The following is a 17,274-nucleotide window of genomic DNA, read 5'->3' as shown; positions in this document are numbered from 1 at the left end:
GGTCAGTAATCGGATTCCGCCGCGCGTATCTCGGCAAGGAACGCATCGGCGGCCGCCGCGAGCCGCGAATCGGATACTGCCCTTGCCAGCCGGGCCCGCGCGAACGCGCGCACCCGGTCCCGGTCCGCCGCCGACTCGTCGACGCCGTCCGCGCCGACCCGCACCGTGGCCTGTGACCAATCCAGGTTCCACGCACGGGTCTCGCTGAGCGGCTGCCCATCTGGGGCGTGCAGCGGCAGTACAGCGCGGCCTGTGGCGTCGAGGACACCGGAGCCGCCGCAGCCGCCGCCACGCATCTCCACGCCGATGCCCGCCGATGAATACGGGCCCGACAGCGCCACCTGCACCACCACGGCGGTCGCCTCCCCGACGGCGGTCACCGACCACTCGATGGTGTCCTCGGCGGCGTCGAACACCCCGGGCGGTACCGCCGCCCAGTCGACGGTCGACACCCCTCGGGCGATCAGGCCCCCATCATCGGATCCGGCGCCGGCGCCGGCCGCCAGGGCATAGTCCTGCTGCCGCGCCGCCGAGACGACGGTGCCGGGCCAGTCCAGCCCGATCTCAGCGGCCAGCTCCCGACACTTCCCGACCAGCTCGGCTACCCTCGGATCGCCTTGACCGGCAAGGAAGTTCAGCGCCTCCATGTGGGGCGCCAGCAGGTCCACCGCATCGGAATCCAGGGTGTCGTCGCTGAAGAAGTCCTCGGCGGCCACCGTCAGCAGAGCGAGTTCCGCGTCGAGCACCGGGCGTTCCAGTGCCGCGATCCCGTCCCGGTCGCTGGCCGGCCACCACCGACGAATCCAGTGGCCGATTGCCAGGCGCCGCAACGCATCCGTCGAGCCGGGCAGCACCTCCACACCGGGCAGGTCGAGCGGTTGTCCCGGTTCCCCGCGACGCAGTGCGTCCAGAACAGCGACATGGCCGGGCTCCCCGAGCACGCGCCACAACCAATCCGCACGCTCAGGGTCGGTGAATGCGATGGAAGGTGGTTCGCCGGCGCCCCCATCCACCACCCACGACAGCACGGCGCCGCCGACCTCCAGCACTGCGGCCAAAGGCGCACCGTGGCCCAGCGGGCCCGTGCTCCACAAGCCGGTATCAGCACCCAATTTCACTGTGCCACCTGCACTTCCAGCATCGCCTTGATCCGCTGCCGATGGTCGAGGCTGACCGATCTGGCCACACCCTCCAACAGTGACCGCAGTTCGTCGATGTCCGCGCAGGACTCCTGCCACACGTCGCGGCCGTGCAGCCGTGCCCACAGTCGGCTCAGATAGGGGCGGGCGAACCCGCCGAGATCGTCGATCACCTGCTGCTGGCGCGGGTGTACCGCGGTGCCTGCCGCCAGGTATCGGCGGGCATGCAGCACATAGGCCTCCTTGGCCAGCTTGGCCTGGATGCGTGCCGACAGTTGATAGCGTCCCGACGCCGACGCGTCGAGCGGGTGCAGGTCGGTGGCCACCTCGATGCCGGTCAGAAGCGCGGCCTGTTTGTCCTCGGCGAGCAGCCCCCACGGCGCGCAGGCCCTGTCCACCTCCTCTGCGCACAGCAGCGGGAGATCGGGCAGTTCGTCGCGGTCCAGTGCCCGGCGCAATGTCGCCCGCACCCGGTCCACCACGCTGCGGTCCAGCGGACGCTCCCCCTCCCCCTGGCCGCTGATCGACGGCGGCCGTTGCGGCTGAATCGAACTCAGTCCGATGTCGACAATCGACCATGGCAGGCCGGCCTCGGCACGTCGCGCTCCCGCGCCCAGGTTGTACGGCGTCGCGTCGGCCACCAACGCCGACCACACCCGCTGCCGGGCCGCCTCGGCACGGTGACTGTCGGCCGGACCGAGCACGGTGGTCAGCCCGGCGAAGAACGGACCTGTGATCGCGGCCGACGGGACCACGTCATCCCAGCTGCGCTCGAGTTGGCGACGCAAGCGGTCGACGACCTGCGGATCGGCCACATATCCGTTGAGCGCCTCGATCGCCGTGCGGTCCCGGCCCTCGTGCAGACCGGCCAGCACCTCGGCCGCCACCTGCGCGCTGTCGACCGCCGGTGCGCCCCGATTCACCGCGAGTTCGAAACACACCGGGAAATAGAGCTCCTGGGCGTTGCCCGTGGTGATGCGAAGGCGCCGGCGTTGCTGCTTGAGTTCGGTGAACCAGGCTGCGGCGGCGCGCAGATGTGGCCCGCTCCGCACCATCTGCTCGTGCAGTTCGGCGGCCACGTCCGGGGCAAGCACCGGTGCCGAATAGTGGGTGTTGCTGCGCAGCCTGAGAACCAGGGGGTCGATGATCCGTTTGACGGTCCGGCGCAGCGGTCCGCCGTCGTCACCGCTGAACACCTCAACTCCCGGCCCGAGTGCCCGCCAGGCCCGGTCGATCACGGCGCGGCGCGGCTGGGCCGAAGTCATGCCCAAATTGGGGCCGGCCTCAGCCCCAGCCGTGTCGGACCCGATGCTCACCGGCACCAGGATAGAGCCGAAGTTGGGTTCGGTAGCAGTGGCCCGGGCGGAACCTTGGGTTCATGACCGACGCCGTGCTGATCACCGTCCTGTGCCTGTTGTGCACCGGCGCCGTGTTGACCGCCACCCGCCGGGCACGGTGTGTCCGCCCGAATGACGAGGCCGACGAGCGGCTGGTCACCCTGGGCGAACTGGTGGCCGAGTTCGACCACATGCTGGTCCGCAAGGGATTGCTGACCGGGACACAACTTGCACTGATCCGTACCGGAACCCGATCGCGCGGGATCATCACCGGGATGCGCGCCACCGGCGCGACCCGGGAGGACTACCGCGAGATCGAACTCGACCTCATCGTCAGCCGCTGCGGCGGCGGTCAGTTCCCGGTTCGTGAGCGGACGATGGTCCCGGCGACAGCCCTGGCGAAGGTGTCACCCGGCAACGTGATCGACACCTACTACCGGCCCGGTGACGAGAGCACCGTCGCTGTCTGCGTGGCCCCGGCCTGATTCAGCGGGCGCCGTCGACGGTGAATGTGGCCATCGCGGCCCAGTGCAGCGGAGTGGCGGTGATGTCACCATCGCGCCAGCGGCGCATCATGGCGCGCTGCCAGCGGTTCACCGCCAGGCCCGCGTTCTCGTCGCGATGTGCCAGATCCACCCCGACGATGGTGTCCGCCATCGGATCGGCCTCGGGTGCATTGCCGAACTGCCGGAAGCCGGCGGCGGTCGGCAGCGACCACAGCGTCGCGGTGACCAACTGCGCGCCGCCCAGGATCATGGCGGCGACCAACCCGGCCGCCTCGTCGAACCGGTAGTCACCCCCGGATGCGCACGCCAGCAAGGCCACTCGGGGAGGGATGCGCAGCCGCGCGGCGATCATCTCCCCCGCTGTCAGCGGCCGGCCTTCGGCCAGATGCAGCGCCGCACGGTCGGCATGCCCGGTGGCACCGTCAGCCGCACTGGCGTGCCCGACGTAGAGCAGCCGGCTCGGGTCCTGGGCGCACGCGTCGGCCAACCAGCGCCGGTCGGTATCGGTGCGACGGAACAGCTCGACGGTCTCGGCGACCTTCGGCAGGACGGCGTGGCCGGCCACCAGCTCACCGAAATGCTCCGACAGCGGAGTCTGCGGCGACGGGCGACCCAGCACCGAGCCCAGTGCCGAATCCGGCCGCTGTCCGGGAATGCGCGGATCCAGCACCAGCACCGGTGGGCGGCCAAGGCGGTCCTGCCAAGGCACCGGGGTGCGCGGTGCGTGAACGATGTTGGGCGGCACCGCCATCAGCACGTCCACCAACTCCATCAACCGGTAGCCGTCGGGACCCGGCATCGCTAGCTGCGCCCAGGGCACCCGGCCCAACCGCGGGCTCGGCGTCACGAACAGCACGGGCCGCACGTCGGCGACGCAGTCGGCCAGCAGCTGCCAGCCGGCGATCCCGATCAGGTGCGAGCCCAGCAACAGGGCCAGGTCGCGCTCCGCGGCGGCGGTGGCGAACGCGCCTGTGGTCACGGCCCGTTCAATCGCGTCGCCGTGGGTTTCGGTACCGATCGGGTCCGGCAGCGCAGGGTTGAGAACGGCCTCCACCGCCTGCATGTGCGGTTCCTCGATCACCCAGGTGACCGAACGTTGCGGCTCCCCCACCACGCGCAGGCTCGCATAGGTCGCGATGCCGACATCGGCGAACCGCAATACCAGAGTGTCGGTCATGGCCACGTCGTCCATTCCCCGCCCGGCGCGGTGACATCCTGGCCATACCGCTGCAGCGCCAGCTCCCGGTAGCGGCTCATGATCGGGCCCGAACTCGGGTCCATCCGTAGCGGCGGCAACGGTCCGAGCCTGGTCAGTGTGCCTTCGCCGCCGACCGGCGCTGCGGCGGCCGCGACAGCGAGTTGCGGCGCGAGTTCGGCTTCGACCGGAGTCACCGCCGTCGCGGTTCCGGTCCAGTCTGCGGCCGGACCCGGCTCAGCTGCCGGATCTGTACTGAAAGTCCCTCGCGCGCTGTGATATTCGACCAGTTCACAGGTCAGCTCGGTGTTGTCCGACTCCCAGGCCACCGCGAACGCCCCGGCCAACAGAGGAGCCGAGACGCCGCTGGCCCAGCGGGCTCTGGCTCCGGCGTCGGTGATCGTGTAGCGCACCGAATCGACTGCCAGCGCGGCGGGAACCTTCAGATCGGCGGCCCGGTCGAGCTTGACCATCGCACGGCGGTACTCCGGCGTGCCCGGGGCGCAGTCGACCACGCCGAGTCCCGCCGCGTGCCGGGCCTCGACCTGGTTCCAGTCCTGGCCGGGCTCGCCGAGGCCGTCGAAACCCATCTCGACGAGTGCATCGGCCCGCCAGATGTTGCCGAGGTGAGCATCGAGCCGGGCGTACTGCAGCCAGCTGTGTCGCGGCGATGCGTCCAGGAACTGCCGGGCCTGCTCCACCAGTTGTACCGCTTCCTCGAAAGCGCCGCGGAAGATGGCGATCCAGCTGCGCTGCAACAGGATCCGGTGAATGTGGATCGGCTTGCCCAGCTCCCGCCAGTGCCGCTCGGCGTGTTCCCAGCATTCATCGGCTTCCTTCAAGCGACCGAGTCCCACCCGGATCAGCCCGAAATACAGCCAGCTCCGGGAGACGTCGTGGGCGCGGGCATGGTCGGCGATCACCGGATAGGCAGCGGTGACCAGGTCCTGGGTCTCCGCATAACGACCGGCCGACCAGGCCGAGGCCCCTCGCTCGAGCTGAGCGCGGGCGGTCGCGAGTTTCCACCCGCGGGCCTCGGCGCGGGCGCCGGCCCGGCGTAACCACGGCTCGGCCTCGTCGAGTCGACCGGACTCGATGCAGAACCGGCCGTAGCCCAGGGCGCCCGTGACGAAAAGATGATCGATTTCGGCGTCGTCGGCCCCCGGCCCCGCATCCTGCAAGGCGTCGAGCACCTCGGCCCACACCGGCACCGAAGCGGCATAGAGATCGTCGTCGCACAAACCGCTCGCGATAAGAATCCTGGTGTGACAGATCAGGTTACGGTGCTCGGGCGCCAAATCGTGGTAATCCCCAGGGGCTTCGATCAGCGCCTCCAGATGTGCTGAGGCACTGTCGTGATCACCACGAGCCGCGGCGAGTCCGGCGTCCAGGAACTCGACGCGCCGGGTGTATCGGCAGATCATGTGATCGATGTCGTGGTCGGACATGGTGACCTCGGCGGCGAGGTCGGGGCGCCGTCCCGAACGGATCGCGGCGTAGATCGCCAGACAATCGCGGATACGGGAAATACTTTCCACCACACCCTCGTACGCGGTGCGTACCAGGTAGATCTCACCGAGTTGGGCGAACACCTCGAGCGCGTAGTCGTCGCGGTCGGCCTGCTCGATCAGGGGCAGCTGCGACACCAGCAGGTCGCGGGCAGCAACCTCTTCGGCAGACAGCGTCAGGTGACGGGCGCGGTCGAGTTCGCCGGCGATGGTCACCTCTGCACCATATAAAAGCGGCGGGCGTACCCGGCAGAAGGTCTGCCGGGCACGCCCGCCATGTCGGGAGATCAGCTGCAGGACACCGTGATGGTGAACGGCTTGTTGATCATCCCGGCCATCGGGTTCTTCATGTCGGCGCCCGACGCTTCACCGGTGATGGTGTAGGTGTCCCCGTCGACCTTGACCTCGGCCGAGCCGACCTTGACACCCATCGCCTCGCTGACGGCCAGTGCGCTGCCGTCGTAGACCAGTCCGAGCGACTCGACCTTCGGTGTGGCCTCGTCGGTCATCACCACGCCCAGGCCCTGCTGGCCGCCGATCGCGGCGCTGGCCACGTTGATCTTGCCGCCCTGCTTGACACAGGTGACCGAGTTCAGGTCGAGCCCCGCCAGTTCCGATCCATCGACCTTGACCTGGGCATTGCTCCCGGAGCTGACCTTGGTGTCGGTCGCCGACGCGGCCGGCTTGTCCGCGGGCTTGTCGGCCGGCTTGTCGTTCGAGCAGCCCACCAGCACCGCACCGGTCGCGAGCAGTCCCATGGCGCCTGCGATAACTCGATTCATGGTCATTGCGTCTTCCCCTTTGTTCCGCGTTGCCCCGATGGCTCCGTCGTGTCCTGAAGTCTTGGCGGGCCCAAGTGCTACCGATCCCAAGAAATGTCGGTTCCCGCAGGTAACGTGGGTTTCGTGACGAAGGACCCAGAGCAGCCGGACCAACCCGAGGACGCCGCAACAGCCGAGGAGCCCGTTGTGCTGGAGGGCGAGATCGTTCCCGCAGCTCCGGCCGCGGGCCCGCTGCCCGGGCCTGTCCCGGGGCCTGTTTCTGAGCCGGCCGACACCGGCTACACCGCCGCCGGGGTGCCGACGTTCGACGCGGTGCGGGAGAAGATCGAGACCCGGTACGGCACCGCGATCGGGGCGTCGGAGCTGGCAGCCGAGACCCCCGAGGGCCGCTCCATCGAGGAGCAGTACGAGAAGCGCCAGCAGGCGGCGGCCGAGCGCTTGCAGCAGATCCGCGAGTCCATGCACAAGACGGACGACGCCTGATCCGTGCGGACGTTCACATTCGCCGAGCGCCGGGCTCGGCTGGCCCGGCGTCACTTCCTGAGCCGGCCGGCCTCGTCGGTCGCCGACACCGCGGGCTCCTTCGTCGGTCTGCATGCGACCGATCCCTGCACTCCCTATTTCTCCCTGTGGGCGCGGCTGCCCGGCTTCACCATCGATGATCTGGACCGCGAACTGTACGAGCGGCGCACCGTGCTCAAACACCTCGCGATGCGCCGCACACTGTGGGTCGTGCGCGCCGGCGACCTGTCGCTGGTCCAGGCCGGCGCCAGTGACCGGGTGGCAGGCAACGAACAGCGGAAGCTCGTCGGCGATGTCGAGAAGGCTGGTGTGGCCGCTGACGGGGGCCGGTGGCTCGACACCGCGTGTCATGCGGTGCTGGCCCATCTACGGGAGCACGGCCCTACCCCTGCGGCACAACTGCGCGCCGCCCTGCCCGAACTCGCCGGCAGCTTCGACCCGGCGCCGGGAAAGCGCTGGGGCGGTGAGACTCCGCTTTCCCCAAGGGTTTTGACGGTGCTCGGAGTGCGTGGCGAGATCGTGCGGGGCCCCAACGACGGCACCTGGACCACCTCGCGACCACGGTGGGCCATCGCGTCCGAGTGGCTCGGGGCTTCGGCGCCCCCGGCCGAACCCGACCGTGCCCGTGCCGAACTGGTGCGGACCTGGCTGCGGACGTTCGGTCCGGCCACGGTCACCGACATCAAGTGGTGGTTTGGCAACACCTTGACCTGGGCCCGCCACGCGCTGCGCGATATCGACGCCGTCGAGGTGGACTTGGACGGAGTAGCCGGGTACGTCCTGCCCGACGATCTCGAGGTCGAACCGGAGCCCGAGCCGTGGGCAGCCCTGCTGCCCGGTCTGGATGTCACCACGATGGGCTGGTTCGACCGCGACTGGTACCTCGGCGGGCATCGCCCCCACGTGTTCGACACCAACGGCAACGGCGGGCCCACAGCGTGGTGGAACGGCCGGATCGTGGGCGGCTGGGGTCAGGATGCCGACGGTCGCATCGAGTTGCACCTGCTCGAGGAGATCGGCCGCGACGGCACCCGCGCGTTGCGGCGGCGGGCCGACGCGCTGACCGAATGGCTGGCCGGTGTGCGCACCAAACCCAGGTTCCCGTCACCGCTTTCCAAGCGCTGATGCGCATCGCGGGCTGGGCGCTGTTGGTCCTTGCCGGTGGCGCCGTCCTCGGTCAGCTCTACGGGGCAAGCTTTCCCGGTGAGCCTTCCGGCGCGTTCTATGTCGCCACACTGGCGCTGATACCGCTGTTCGCGATCTGGTGTGTCGTCGGTGTCGCGCTGCGACGCAGCGCCGGCCGCCGGGACTGGGCGGTGATGCTGGCAAGTCCAGTGCTGGTGATCGTGGGCATCGTGTTGATTTGCACAAGCGTTCCGCTGCAACTGCATTGGCTGGCGGTGCGACCGTCGTTTGAGCGGGCCCTGCAGGAGTTCAACGACGATGCGAGCGTCGGCGCGCATCCCCACCGCATCGCCGACTACCCGATCGACCACGTCGCCCACCGGACCGACAACTTCGTCGACTTCACCTACCGCAACGACGAGAACGGCTGGGACGGCTTCGCCTACAGTGCCGACGGCAACGCACCACAGACCGTGCACCAGCCGTCCGGCGACTATGTCATCGCCTCGGCGAAACGGCTTGGCCCGCACTGGTTTGCGTTCCAGAGCTACCACACGATGCGGTGACCGATTCAGTCACCGCTGACGAAAAGCTAACGCCGCGTGCGTACCACCCGCGACTCGTCCCATACCGGGTCGGTCGATTCATAGACGAAGCCATCGGCTCCGAACACCAGGAAGCGGTCGAATGATCGGGCAAACCAACGGTCATGGGTGACCGCGACCACCGTACCCGCATAGGCGGCAAGCCCGTCCTGTAGCGCTTCGGCGCTGGCGAGATCGAGGTTGTCTGTCGGTTCGTCGAGCAGCAGTAGTGTCGCGCCGCCGAGTTCGAGTAGCAGGATCTGCAACCGGGCCTGCTGGCCTCCCGAAAGTGTTTCGAAAGGCTGTTCCGCGCAGGCCTGCAGCTCGTAGCGAGCCAACGCGCTCATCGCTTCGGTGCGCAGCCTGGCGTGTTCGACCATCACGATCTCGCACGGTGTTCGACCGGCGAGATCCGGGCGTGCGTGGGTTTGAGCGAACAGTCCCGGCGACACCCTGGCACCGAGTCGCGCGAGACCACTGTGTGCCACAGGCTCGGCGGCGACTGCCCCACGGGGCAACTCGTCGGCCACCGCGGTCAACAGTCGCAGGAAGTGCGATTTGCCGGAACCATTGGAACCCAGCACCGCAACGCGCTCACCGTAAAAAATCTCCAGGTCGAACGGCTGCATCAGACCAGTGAGTTCGAGGTCATTGCAGATCACCGCGCGTCTACCGGTGCGGCCGCCCCGCAATCGCATCTTGATGTCCTGGTCACGCGGCGGCACCTCGGGAGGTCCGGCCTCTTCGAACTTGCGCAGCCGGGTCAACGCGGCCTGATATCGCGACGCCATACCGTCGTTGTACGCGGCCTTCTGCCGCAGCTCGACGACGAGCGTCTTCAGCTTGGCGTGCTCCTCATCCCATCGTCGTCGGAGTTCTTCGAGGCGTTCGTTGCGGTCCCGGCGGGCCTGCGCATAACTGCCGAACCCGCCGCCGTGGATCCAGACATGCCGCGATTCGACCGTGACGATCCGTTCCGCGGTGCGGTTGAGCAGTTCCCGGTCATGTGTGACCATCAGGATCGTCTTGGTCGTCTCCCCCAGTCGCTGCTCCAGCCACTGCTTGCCCGGCACGTCGAGATAGTTGTCCGGCTCGTCCAGCAGCAACACCTCGTCGGGTCCGCGGAGCAGCGCCTCGAGCACCAGTCGTTTCTGTTCGCCACCCGACAGCGTGTTCACCAGGCGCCAGCGACAGGACTCGTAGGACATTCCGAGCGCGGCGATGCAGCAGGCGTCCCAGAGGATTTCGGCGTCGTAACCCCCGGCATCGCCCCAGCCCGCGAGCGCGTTGGCATAGCGCATCTGGCTGGATTCGTCGTCACGCTCCATCAGGACGAGCTCGGCCGCATCCACGTCGACCGCGGCGGCACGCAAGCGAGGCGGTGCCACCGACAACAGCAGTTCGTGGACCGACGTCGAATCGCGGATACCTCCGATGAATTGGCGCATCACTCCCAGGCCACCACTGTGCGCGACCGTGCCCTGCTGGGGTACCAGATCGTTGGAGATCAGCCGCAGCAGTGTGGTTTTACCGGCGCCGTTGGGACCGACAAGTGCCGCCGTCGTTCCGTCGGCGATCCGGAACGAGACATCGTCGAGCAGCTGCCGACCATCCGGCAGCGTATGGCTGATGTGTGCGACCTCAACGTGGCCCATAAGTGCCAGTCTCCAAAATCGCACCGGCCCGGTGCAACCGGATTATCGGTCCGCACCGGGTCGATCAGGCACTGACCTTGCGCCGCTTGGGTTTCGGAGCGGGCACCTCGACCAGCTCGGCGAGGAACTGGCCGGTGTAGCTGTCCGGGTTCGCCGCCACATCCTCGGGCGTGCCCTGCGCGACGACCGTCCCACCGCCGGCCCCGCCCTCGGGACCCATGTCCACGATCCAGTCCGAGGTCTTGATCACGTCGAGGTTGTGCTCGATGACGATCACCGTATTGCCTTTGTCGACAAGGCCGTTGATCACCTTGAGCAGCTTGCGGATGTCCTCGAAGTGCAGACCGGTGGTGGGCTCGTCGAGAATGTAGACGGTGCGCCCGGTGGAGCGCTTCTGCAGTTCGGCGGCCAGCTTGACGCGTTGGGCCTCGCCGCCGGACAGCGTCGGCGCCGGCTGCCCCAACCGCACGTACCCCAGCCCGACGTCGACGAGGGTCTTGAGGTAGCGGTGGATCGAGCTGATCGGCTCGAAGAACTCGGCGGCCTCCTCGATCGACAGGTCCAGCACCTCGGCGATGGTCTTGCCCTTGTAATGCACCTCAAGGGTCTCCCGGTTGTACCGGGCGCCCTGGCAGACCTCGCACGGCACATAGACGTCGGGCAGGAAGTTCATCTCGATCTTGATGGTGCCGTCACCCGAGCAGGCCTCACACCGGCCGCCCTTGACGTTGAACGAGAACCGGCCGGGCTGGTAACCGCGGACCTTGGCCTCGGTGGTGGCGGCGAACAGTGACCGGATCTTGTCGAACACCCCGGTGTAGGTGGCCGGGTTCGACCGCGGTGTGCGGCCGATCGGCGACTGGTCGACGCGAACCAGCTTGTCCAGCTGGTCGAGTCCGTTGACCCTGGTGTGCCGGCCGGGCACCTGCCGGGCACCGTTGAGCTTGTTGGCCATCACCGAAGCCAGGATGTCGTTGACCAGCGTCGACTTGCCCGAACCGGACACCCCGGTGACCGACGTCAGCACGCCCAGCGGGAACGCGACGTCGATCTCCTTGAGGTTGTTCTCCCGCGCGCCGACCACGGTGACCTGACGACGCTTGTCGGTGGGCCGCCGGATGGCGGGGACCTCGATGCTCTCCTTACCGGAAAGGTAAGCGCCGGTGATGGATTCGGGATTGGTCAGCAGATCCTGATAGGTACCGCTGTGCACGATCTGGCCGCCGTGCTCTCCGGCCGCCGGGCCGATGTCGACGACCCAGTCGGCATGCGCGATGGTGTCCAGGTCGTGTTCGACGACGATCAGAGTGTTGCCCAGGTCGCGCAACCGCACGAGGGTGTCGATCAGCCTGCGGTTGTCCCGCTGGTGCAGGCCGATGGACGGCTCGTCGAGCACGTACAGCACGCCGACCAGCCCCGAGCCGATCTGGGTGGCCAACCGGATGCGCTGGGCCTCACCACCGGACAGCGTGGCGGCGGCCCGCGACAGCGACAGGTAGTCCAGCCCGACGTCGAGCAGGAACCCGAGCCGCGACTGGATCTCCTTGAGCACCTGCCCGGCGATGGCCTGCTCACGGGTGCCCAGAGTCAGGTCGTTCAGGAAATCAGCGCAGTCGGCGATCGACAGCTCGGCCACCTCGGCGATGGACTTCGCGCCGTGGTCCCCCGCGGACATCGTCACCGCCAGGATCTCGGGCTTGAGCCGCGTGCCGTTGCACTCCGGGCACGGGATGTCGCGCATGAAGCCCTCGTAGCGTTCCTTCATCTGCTCCGAGTCGGTCTGCTCCATCCGGCGCTGCAGGAACGCCATCACGCCCTCGAAATCGGCGTAATAGGACCGGGTGCGGCCGTAGCGGTTCTTGTAGCGGACGTGGACCTGGTGGTCGGAGCCTTCCAGAATCGCCTTGCGCGCCTTGGCCGGCAGCTTCCTCCACGGGGTGTCGATGTCGAACCCGAGCTGATCACCCAGCCCGGACAGCATCCGGGTGAAGTACTCGGCACTCTGCCCGACAGCCCACGGCGCGATGGCGCCGCCGGCCAGCGTCAGGTCCGGGTCGGGCACGACCAGTTCGGGGTCGACCTCCTTGCGGATGCCCAGGCCCGTGCACTCCGGGCAGGCGCCGTAGGGCGAGTTGAACGAGAACGACCGGGGTTCGAGATCGTCGACGGCCAGCGGGTGACCGTTCGGGCAGGCCAGCTTCTCGGAGAAGCGCTGCTCACGGTGCGGATGGTCGTCCTCGCGGTCGACGAACTCGAGCACCACGATGCCGTCTGCCAGGTTCAGCGCGGTCTCCACCGAGTCGGTGAGCCGCTGCTTGGAGCTGGCCTTGACCGTCAGCCGGTCGACGACCACCTCGATGTCGTGCTTTTCCTGCTTCTTGAGCTTGGGCGGATCGGTGAGCGAATGCACCACGCCGTCCACCCGCACCCGGCTGTAGCCCTGGCTGTTGAGCTTCTCGAACAGGTCGACGAACTCGCCCTTGCGGGTGCGGACCACCGGGGCCAGCACCTGGAAGCGCAGGCCCTCGTCCATGGCCAGGACCTGGTCCACGATCTGCTGCGGGGTCTGGCGGGCGATCCGTTCACCACAGACCGGGCAGTGCGGCGTGCCCGCGCGGGCGTACAGCAGACGCAGGTAGTCGTAGACCTCGGTGATGGTGCCCACGGTCGAGCGGGGGTTGCGGTTGGTCGACTTCTGATCGATCGACACCGCAGGCGACAGGCCCTCGATGAAGTCCACATCGGGTTTGTCCATCTGTCCGAGGAACTGCCGGGCGTAGGCCGACAGCGACTCGACATAGCGGCGCTGGCCCTCGGCGAAGATGGTGTCGAAGGCCAACGAGGATTTGCCGGACCCGGACAGGCCGGTGAACACGATCAGCGCATCACGCGGCAGATCGAGGTCGACACCTCGCAGATTGTGCTCGCGGGCACCCTTCACGATCAGGCGGTCAGCCACGCGTTTCCTTTCCCACGACAGACTTCACGCCCATGCTATGTGCGCCCACCGACAAGCCCGATACGGTGGCGCTATGACCAGCCCTCACATCGCGGTTGCCGATACCTACACCGGTCACCAGGAGCCGGGAACAGCCGCCCGGCGCACCCTGCCCAACGCCTCGATCATCAAGGTGTCGGTCGGGCCCATGGACAACAACGCCTACCTGGTGACCAGCAATTCCACCGGAGAGACACTGCTGATCGACGCCGCGAACGACGCCGAGGTGCTCCTGGACGTGATCAAGCAGCACGTGCCGAAACTGTCCCTGATCGTCACCAGCCATCAGCACTTCGACCACTGGCAGGCCCTGGCGACTGTGGCAGAGGTCACCGGGGCACCCACGGCCGCGCATGCACTCGACGCCGAACCCTTGCCGGTGACCCCGGACCGGATCCTGGCCGACGGCGACACCATCGCGATCGGCGACCTGACGTTCGACGTGATCCACCTGCAGGGGCACACCGAGGGTTCGGTCGCGCTGGCGCTCAAGTCACCCGACGGTGTCACGCACCTGTTCACCGGAGACTGCCTGTTTCCCGGCGGTGTCGGCAAGACGTGGCAGCCCGGTGACTTCGAGCGGCTACTGGGCGATGTGAGCGCCAAGGTGTTCGACGTCTACGACGACCGGACCGTGGTGTACCCCGGCCATGGAGACGACACCACGCTCGGCGCCGAACGTCCCCACCTCGGGGAGTGGCGCGAGCGCGGTTGGTAGTCGGTCAGCCCGTACGGGTCAACTGGTGTGGACGATGAGCACGTCGGTCTTGGACCGGCGTGCCACGTTCGCGGGCACAGAGCCCAGCAGACGGCCTGCGATGGTGCTCAGGCCGACGTTGCCGACCACAAGCAGATCCGCCTGGACGTCCTCAGCCAGCTCGACGAGCGCATCGACGGGAGCGCCGACGACCGGCCGCTCCTCGATGTCGGTGGCGCCGGCAGCCTTCGCACGGTCGGTCGCCTCGCGGAGGATGGCGTAGATCGGCGCATTGCCGGCCATCTTGTAACCCTCGTCCTTGAGCACATCGGCGGCACGCTGGTCTTCGCTCTGCGGGAAGTAGGCGGTTGCCACGATCAGCTTGGCATTCGAGCCGGCGGCAATCTGACCGGCGCGGTCGACAGCACGCAACGACGAATCAGATCCGTCCGTGCCGACCACCACGGTTCGATACGCGCTCATCAATACCCTCCCACTGTCAGTTGCAACGCCACCCGAGACAGTAACCCGTTGCCCACTGACCAGGGGTGCGAATCACGACACCCACACGGCCAACCGACAACTGGACCCACTATTCGGTCCCGGAACGGCGAATCGGCACTGATGTTAACCCTCGGAACCGAAAAATCGGTGCTGACCGTGACGTAGTCGACGTCGTTCGAATCCGGGTTGTCGCCAGGACGATTCACCGCGGTAGTGATCCAGCTCATCCGCCTGCAACCGGTCACCATGGTCGGCAATAGCACTGTCGGAGAGAGCGAGTCGGGTGCCTCAGGTTAACCTTTGCCATCGGTTGAGGGGGTGACACGGTCGCTGACGTGGATCTATCGCTGAATGAGCGTGCCGATGGCGCGGACCGGCGGGTCGATCGAGAAGCCCGATTCGACGCCCTGGCGGTGGCCGCATTCGCCATCGTGCTGTCGGCGGCGGGGGCAGCCCGGCCCTCGCTGTGGTTCGACGAGGCCGCCACCATATCGGCGGCCACCCGATCGGTGTCGCAGCTGTGGGAGCTGATCGGCCACATCGATGCCGTGCACGGGCTCTATTACCTGGGCATGCACGGCTGGTTCACCGTTTTCCCGGCAACCGAGTTCTGGTCCCGGTTCTCCAGCTGCCTGGCCGTCGGTGGCGCCACGGCCGGAGTGGTGGTTCTCGGCCGGCAGTTCGGCAACCGGACGCTATCGGTCTGTGCGGGAGTGCTTTTCGCGATGCTGCCCAGGATCACCTGGGCTGGTATCGAGGCCCGTTCCTATTCGTGGTCGACGCTGGCGGCGGTATGGCTGACGGTTCTGCTCATCTCCGCCATCCGGCGTGACCGCGCTGCGCTGTGGGTGTCATACGTTGCGCTGCTGGCGGTTTCGACGGTACTGAACATCTTCGCGGTGCTGATGGTGGTTCCGCACGCAGTTGCCGTGATCATGCTCGGCGACCGCCGGGCCCGAGCCAGGTGGGCAGCGGTCACCACGGCTGGGGTGTTGGTCGTGGCCCCCTTCTTCGTGTGGTGCCGTTCGCAGAGCTTCCAGGTCGGCTGGATCTCACCGCCGGGTCTGCGCACGGTCACTGAAGTCGTCTTGGAGCAGTATTTCGACCACAGCGTGGCTTTCGCGCTGCTCGCTGCCGCCGCGCTGAGCGCGCCACTGCTGGTCCCACGGCTGCGGCCCACCGATGACGATACCCGGCGACTGGTCGCCATCGCAGCCGTGTGGGTGATCGCCCCGACCGCGGCGCTCCTGGTCTATTCGGCTGCTGCCCAACCGCTTTACTACCCGCGCTATCTGTGTTTCACGACACCGGCGATGGCTCTGCTGCTCGCCGTGTGTGTGGTGGCGGTGGCCCGCAGCAGGGAATGGATCACCGCGATCCTGGCGGTGTTCGCGCTGGCCGCGACGCCGAACTACATCACCGGGCAACGCGGCCCGTACGCCAAAGAGGGCATGGATTTCAGCCAGGTCGCCGACGTCATCGCGGCGAACTCATCCCCCGGCGACTGCGTGATCTTCGACAACACCACATCATGGAAGCCGGGGCCGATCCGGCCCATCACCGCGGCCCGGCCGGCTGCGTACGCCAACCTCGTCGACCCGGGTCGGGGTAAGCCGGCCTGGCAACGAAATCGGTTGTGGGATGCCCATCTCGGGATCTGGGGCGTCGCCGACGAGGTGCGCCGGTGCACGGTCTTGTGGACCGTGTCCGAACGCGACCCTTCGGTGCCCAGCCGACAGAGCGGACAACGGCTTCAGCCCGGACCCCGACTGGACCGCGCCCCGGCCTATCAGGTACCCGAAAGCATGGGTTTCCACATCGTCGAACGCTGGCAGTTCAACTTCGCCCAGGTGGTCAAGTCCACCCGCTGAGTCAGTCGCGGCGACGGCCGAAGTACATCTCCTGGGTTGACGAGCACACGAGTTGGCCGGCCCGGTTGTAGACGGTAGCGCTGGCCAGGCCACGCCCGTTGATGCCGCTAGGTGAAACCTGGTCGGACAACAGCCAATCGGTCAGATCGGCGGCGCGGTGGAACCAGACGGCGAGGTCGATCAGTGCAGAGAACGTGGTCACGTGGGTGCCGCGCCGCATCGACAGGGTGGAATCCAGCACCGCGGTGCCCGAGAAGTATGTCAGCAGGCAGCTGTTGACGATCGGATCGTCGGTGACCGGCTCGCCCACGCGCCACCACATCCGGGTGCGTTCCGGCGGTTCCGGCAGATCGATCGCCAGCCGTGGTGGCGGGTCGATGTAGCGCCGCTCGATCCACTGCGGGCGCACCCAGAACCCGTCGGCCTCATCGGCGAACGCCTGCAGCTGCTCCTCGACCGGGGGCAGGGTTTCGGGATCGGGCACCGCGGGCCGGGGTTGCTGGTAATCCGCGGCGTCCATGGGGACGCTGAACGAGACGAGCGCTTCCAGCAACACCTCGTCGCCTTGGCGGCCGATGACCCGACGGGTGGACAGCGAGCCGCCGTCTCGCAGGTTGTTCACTTCCATCTGCACCGGATACCGGGCGTCCCCGGCCCGCAGCAGGTAAACGTGCAGGCTATGCGGCAGTCGGCCGGGGACGGTGCGGCTGGCCGCCATCAGCGCCTGGGCAGCGATATGCCCGCCCACGATGTGATGGCTGGGGTTGTCCCGCTGCTCTGCGACGAAAATGCCGTCGCCCGACTCCACCAGGTCGAGCGTGGACAGGATGTCGGCAAGAGGCAGCATGGGC

Annotated in this window: 15 protein-coding genes; 6 read left to right on the top strand and 9 right to left on the bottom strand. The window is 67.7% G+C overall.

The genetic code is table 11. The annotated features are described in order from the left end of the window. Positions 1–2: 2 nt before the first annotated feature. Both EH231_RS07135 and EH231_RS07130 read right to left on the bottom strand, forming a co-directional pair. Entirely contained in the window at positions 3–1,118 is a 1,116-nt protein-coding gene (locus EH231_RS07135; protein ID WP_124712152.1) for a hypothetical protein, read from the bottom strand. Continuing rightward, positions 1,115–2,455: a hypothetical protein gene (locus EH231_RS07130; protein WP_409544763.1), complete on the bottom strand. Its 1,341-nt coding sequence runs from the start codon at positions 2,453–2,455 to the stop codon at positions 1,115–1,117. The genes EH231_RS07135 and EH231_RS07130 overlap by 4 nt, the downstream gene beginning before the upstream one ends. Before the next feature lie 62 nt (positions 2,456–2,517). On the opposite strand from EH231_RS07130, the gene EH231_RS07125 reads away from it, so the two are divergent. After that, positions 2,518–2,961 (top strand): hypothetical protein, encoded by a 444-nt coding sequence (locus tag EH231_RS07125; protein WP_090430936.1) that lies wholly within the window; start codon positions 2,518–2,520, stop codon positions 2,959–2,961. 1 nt (position 2,962) lies between these two features. Here EH231_RS07125 and EH231_RS07120 read toward each other — a convergent pair whose 3' ends face one another. The 3 genes from EH231_RS07120 to EH231_RS07110 form a co-directional block, all read right to left on the bottom strand. Then, the gene (locus tag EH231_RS07120; RefSeq protein ID WP_170856390.1) at positions 2,963–4,159 is read right to left on the bottom strand and encodes a CHAT domain-containing protein; all 1,197 of its coding nucleotides are present in this window, start codon (positions 4,157–4,159) and stop codon (positions 2,963–2,965) included. Next, on the bottom strand, positions 4,156–5,901 hold the full coding sequence (locus tag EH231_RS07115) for a hypothetical protein (RefSeq protein ID WP_090430940.1): 1,746 nt from the start codon (positions 5,899–5,901) through the stop codon (positions 4,156–4,158). The genes EH231_RS07120 and EH231_RS07115 overlap by 4 nt, the downstream gene beginning before the upstream one ends. 71 nt (positions 5,902–5,972) lie before the next feature. Further along, the gene (locus EH231_RS07110) at positions 5,973–6,467 is read right to left on the bottom strand and encodes a lipoprotein LpqH (RefSeq protein ID WP_090432050.1); all 495 of its coding nucleotides are present in this window, start codon (positions 6,465–6,467) and stop codon (positions 5,973–5,975) included. Positions 6,468–6,698: 231 nt separating this feature from the next. Between EH231_RS07110 and EH231_RS07105 the strand changes: the two genes are divergently transcribed. Genes EH231_RS07105 through EH231_RS07095 form a run of 3 tightly spaced genes read left to right on the top strand, consistent with a single transcriptional unit; the run spans position 6,699 to position 8,680 of the window. Next, positions 6,699–6,950: a hypothetical protein gene (locus EH231_RS07105; protein ID WP_164481164.1), complete on the top strand. Its 252-nt coding sequence runs from the start codon at positions 6,699–6,701 to the stop codon at positions 6,948–6,950. Positions 6,951–6,953: 3 nt separating this feature from the next. Next, entirely contained in the window at positions 6,954–8,114 is a 1,161-nt protein-coding gene (locus EH231_RS07100) for a winged helix DNA-binding domain-containing protein (protein WP_090430942.1), read from the top strand. Then, positions 8,114–8,680: a hypothetical protein gene (locus EH231_RS07095; protein WP_090430944.1), complete on the top strand. Its 567-nt coding sequence runs from the start codon at positions 8,114–8,116 to the stop codon at positions 8,678–8,680. Before EH231_RS07100 ends, EH231_RS07095 begins: the two co-directional genes overlap by 1 nt. Positions 8,681–8,706: 26 nt before the next feature. On the opposite strand, the gene EH231_RS07090 is transcribed toward EH231_RS07095, so the two are convergent. Together EH231_RS07090 and uvrA are read right to left on the bottom strand one after the other, a co-directional pair. Then, positions 8,707–10,353, bottom strand: coding sequence for an ATP-binding cassette domain-containing protein (locus EH231_RS07090; RefSeq protein WP_090430946.1), 1,647 nt, complete (start codon positions 10,351–10,353; stop codon positions 8,707–8,709). A gap of 64 nt (positions 10,354–10,417) precedes the next feature. After that, positions 10,418–13,312, bottom strand: coding sequence for an excinuclease ABC subunit UvrA (uvrA, locus tag EH231_RS07085; protein ID WP_090430948.1), 2,895 nt, complete (start codon positions 13,310–13,312; stop codon positions 10,418–10,420). 73 nt (positions 13,313–13,385) lie between these two features. On the opposite strand from uvrA, the gene EH231_RS07080 reads away from it, so the two are divergent. Beyond that, positions 13,386–14,069, top strand: a complete 684-nt coding sequence (locus EH231_RS07080) for an MBL fold metallo-hydrolase (RefSeq protein WP_090430950.1) — start codon at positions 13,386–13,388, stop codon at positions 14,067–14,069. Positions 14,070–14,087: 18 nt separating this feature from the next. Here the strand turns inward: EH231_RS07080 and EH231_RS07075 are convergent, their stop codons facing one another. Continuing rightward, complete coding sequence (locus EH231_RS07075; protein WP_044524035.1) at positions 14,088–14,531, bottom strand: universal stress protein; 444 nt, start codon at positions 14,529–14,531, stop codon at positions 14,088–14,090. Positions 14,532–14,887: 356 nt separating this feature from the next. Between EH231_RS07075 and EH231_RS07070 the strand changes: the two genes are divergently transcribed. Beyond that, positions 14,888–16,423: a glycosyltransferase family 39 protein gene (locus EH231_RS07070; protein ID WP_090430952.1), complete on the top strand. Its 1,536-nt coding sequence runs from the start codon at positions 14,888–14,890 to the stop codon at positions 16,421–16,423. Between the two features lies 1 nt (position 16,424). Here the strand turns inward: EH231_RS07070 and EH231_RS07065 are convergent, their stop codons facing one another. After that, positions 16,425–17,270, bottom strand: a complete 846-nt coding sequence (locus EH231_RS07065; RefSeq protein ID WP_090430955.1) for an acyl-CoA thioesterase — start codon at positions 17,268–17,270, stop codon at positions 16,425–16,427. Positions 17,271–17,274 lie beyond the last annotated feature (4 nt).

This window comes from Mycolicibacterium nivoides (genome assembly GCF_003855255.1).
Lineage (GTDB): Bacteria > Actinomycetota > Actinomycetes > Mycobacteriales > Mycobacteriaceae > Mycobacterium > Mycobacterium nivoides.
Note: the sequence above shows the minus strand (reverse complement) of the source record. Positions and strands in the feature narration are given on the sequence as shown.

Coding starts and splice junctions, on each gene's coding strand:
- EH231_RS07110 (WP_090432050.1), bottom strand. CDS start 6,467: ATGAATCGAGTTATCGCAGGCGCCATGGGACTGCTCGCGACCGGTGCG.
- EH231_RS07090 (WP_090430946.1), bottom strand. CDS start 10,353: ATGGGCCACGTTGAGGTCGCACACATCAGCCATACGCTGCCGGATGGT.
- EH231_RS07125 (WP_090430936.1), top strand. CDS start 2,518: ATGACCGACGCCGTGCTGATCACCGTCCTGTGCCTGTTGTGCACCGGC.
- EH231_RS07075 (WP_044524035.1), bottom strand. CDS start 14,531: ATGAGCGCGTATCGAACCGTGGTGGTCGGCACGGACGGATCTGATTCG.
- EH231_RS07080 (WP_090430950.1), top strand. CDS start 13,386: ATGACCAGCCCTCACATCGCGGTTGCCGATACCTACACCGGTCACCAG.
- EH231_RS07065 (WP_090430955.1), bottom strand. CDS start 17,270: ATGCTGCCTCTTGCCGACATCCTGTCCACGCTCGACCTGGTGGAGTCG.
- EH231_RS07120 (WP_170856390.1), bottom strand. CDS start 4,159: ATGACCGACACTCTGGTATTGCGGTTCGCCGATGTCGGCATCGCGACC.
- EH231_RS07095 (WP_090430944.1), top strand. CDS start 8,114: ATGCGCATCGCGGGCTGGGCGCTGTTGGTCCTTGCCGGTGGCGCCGTC.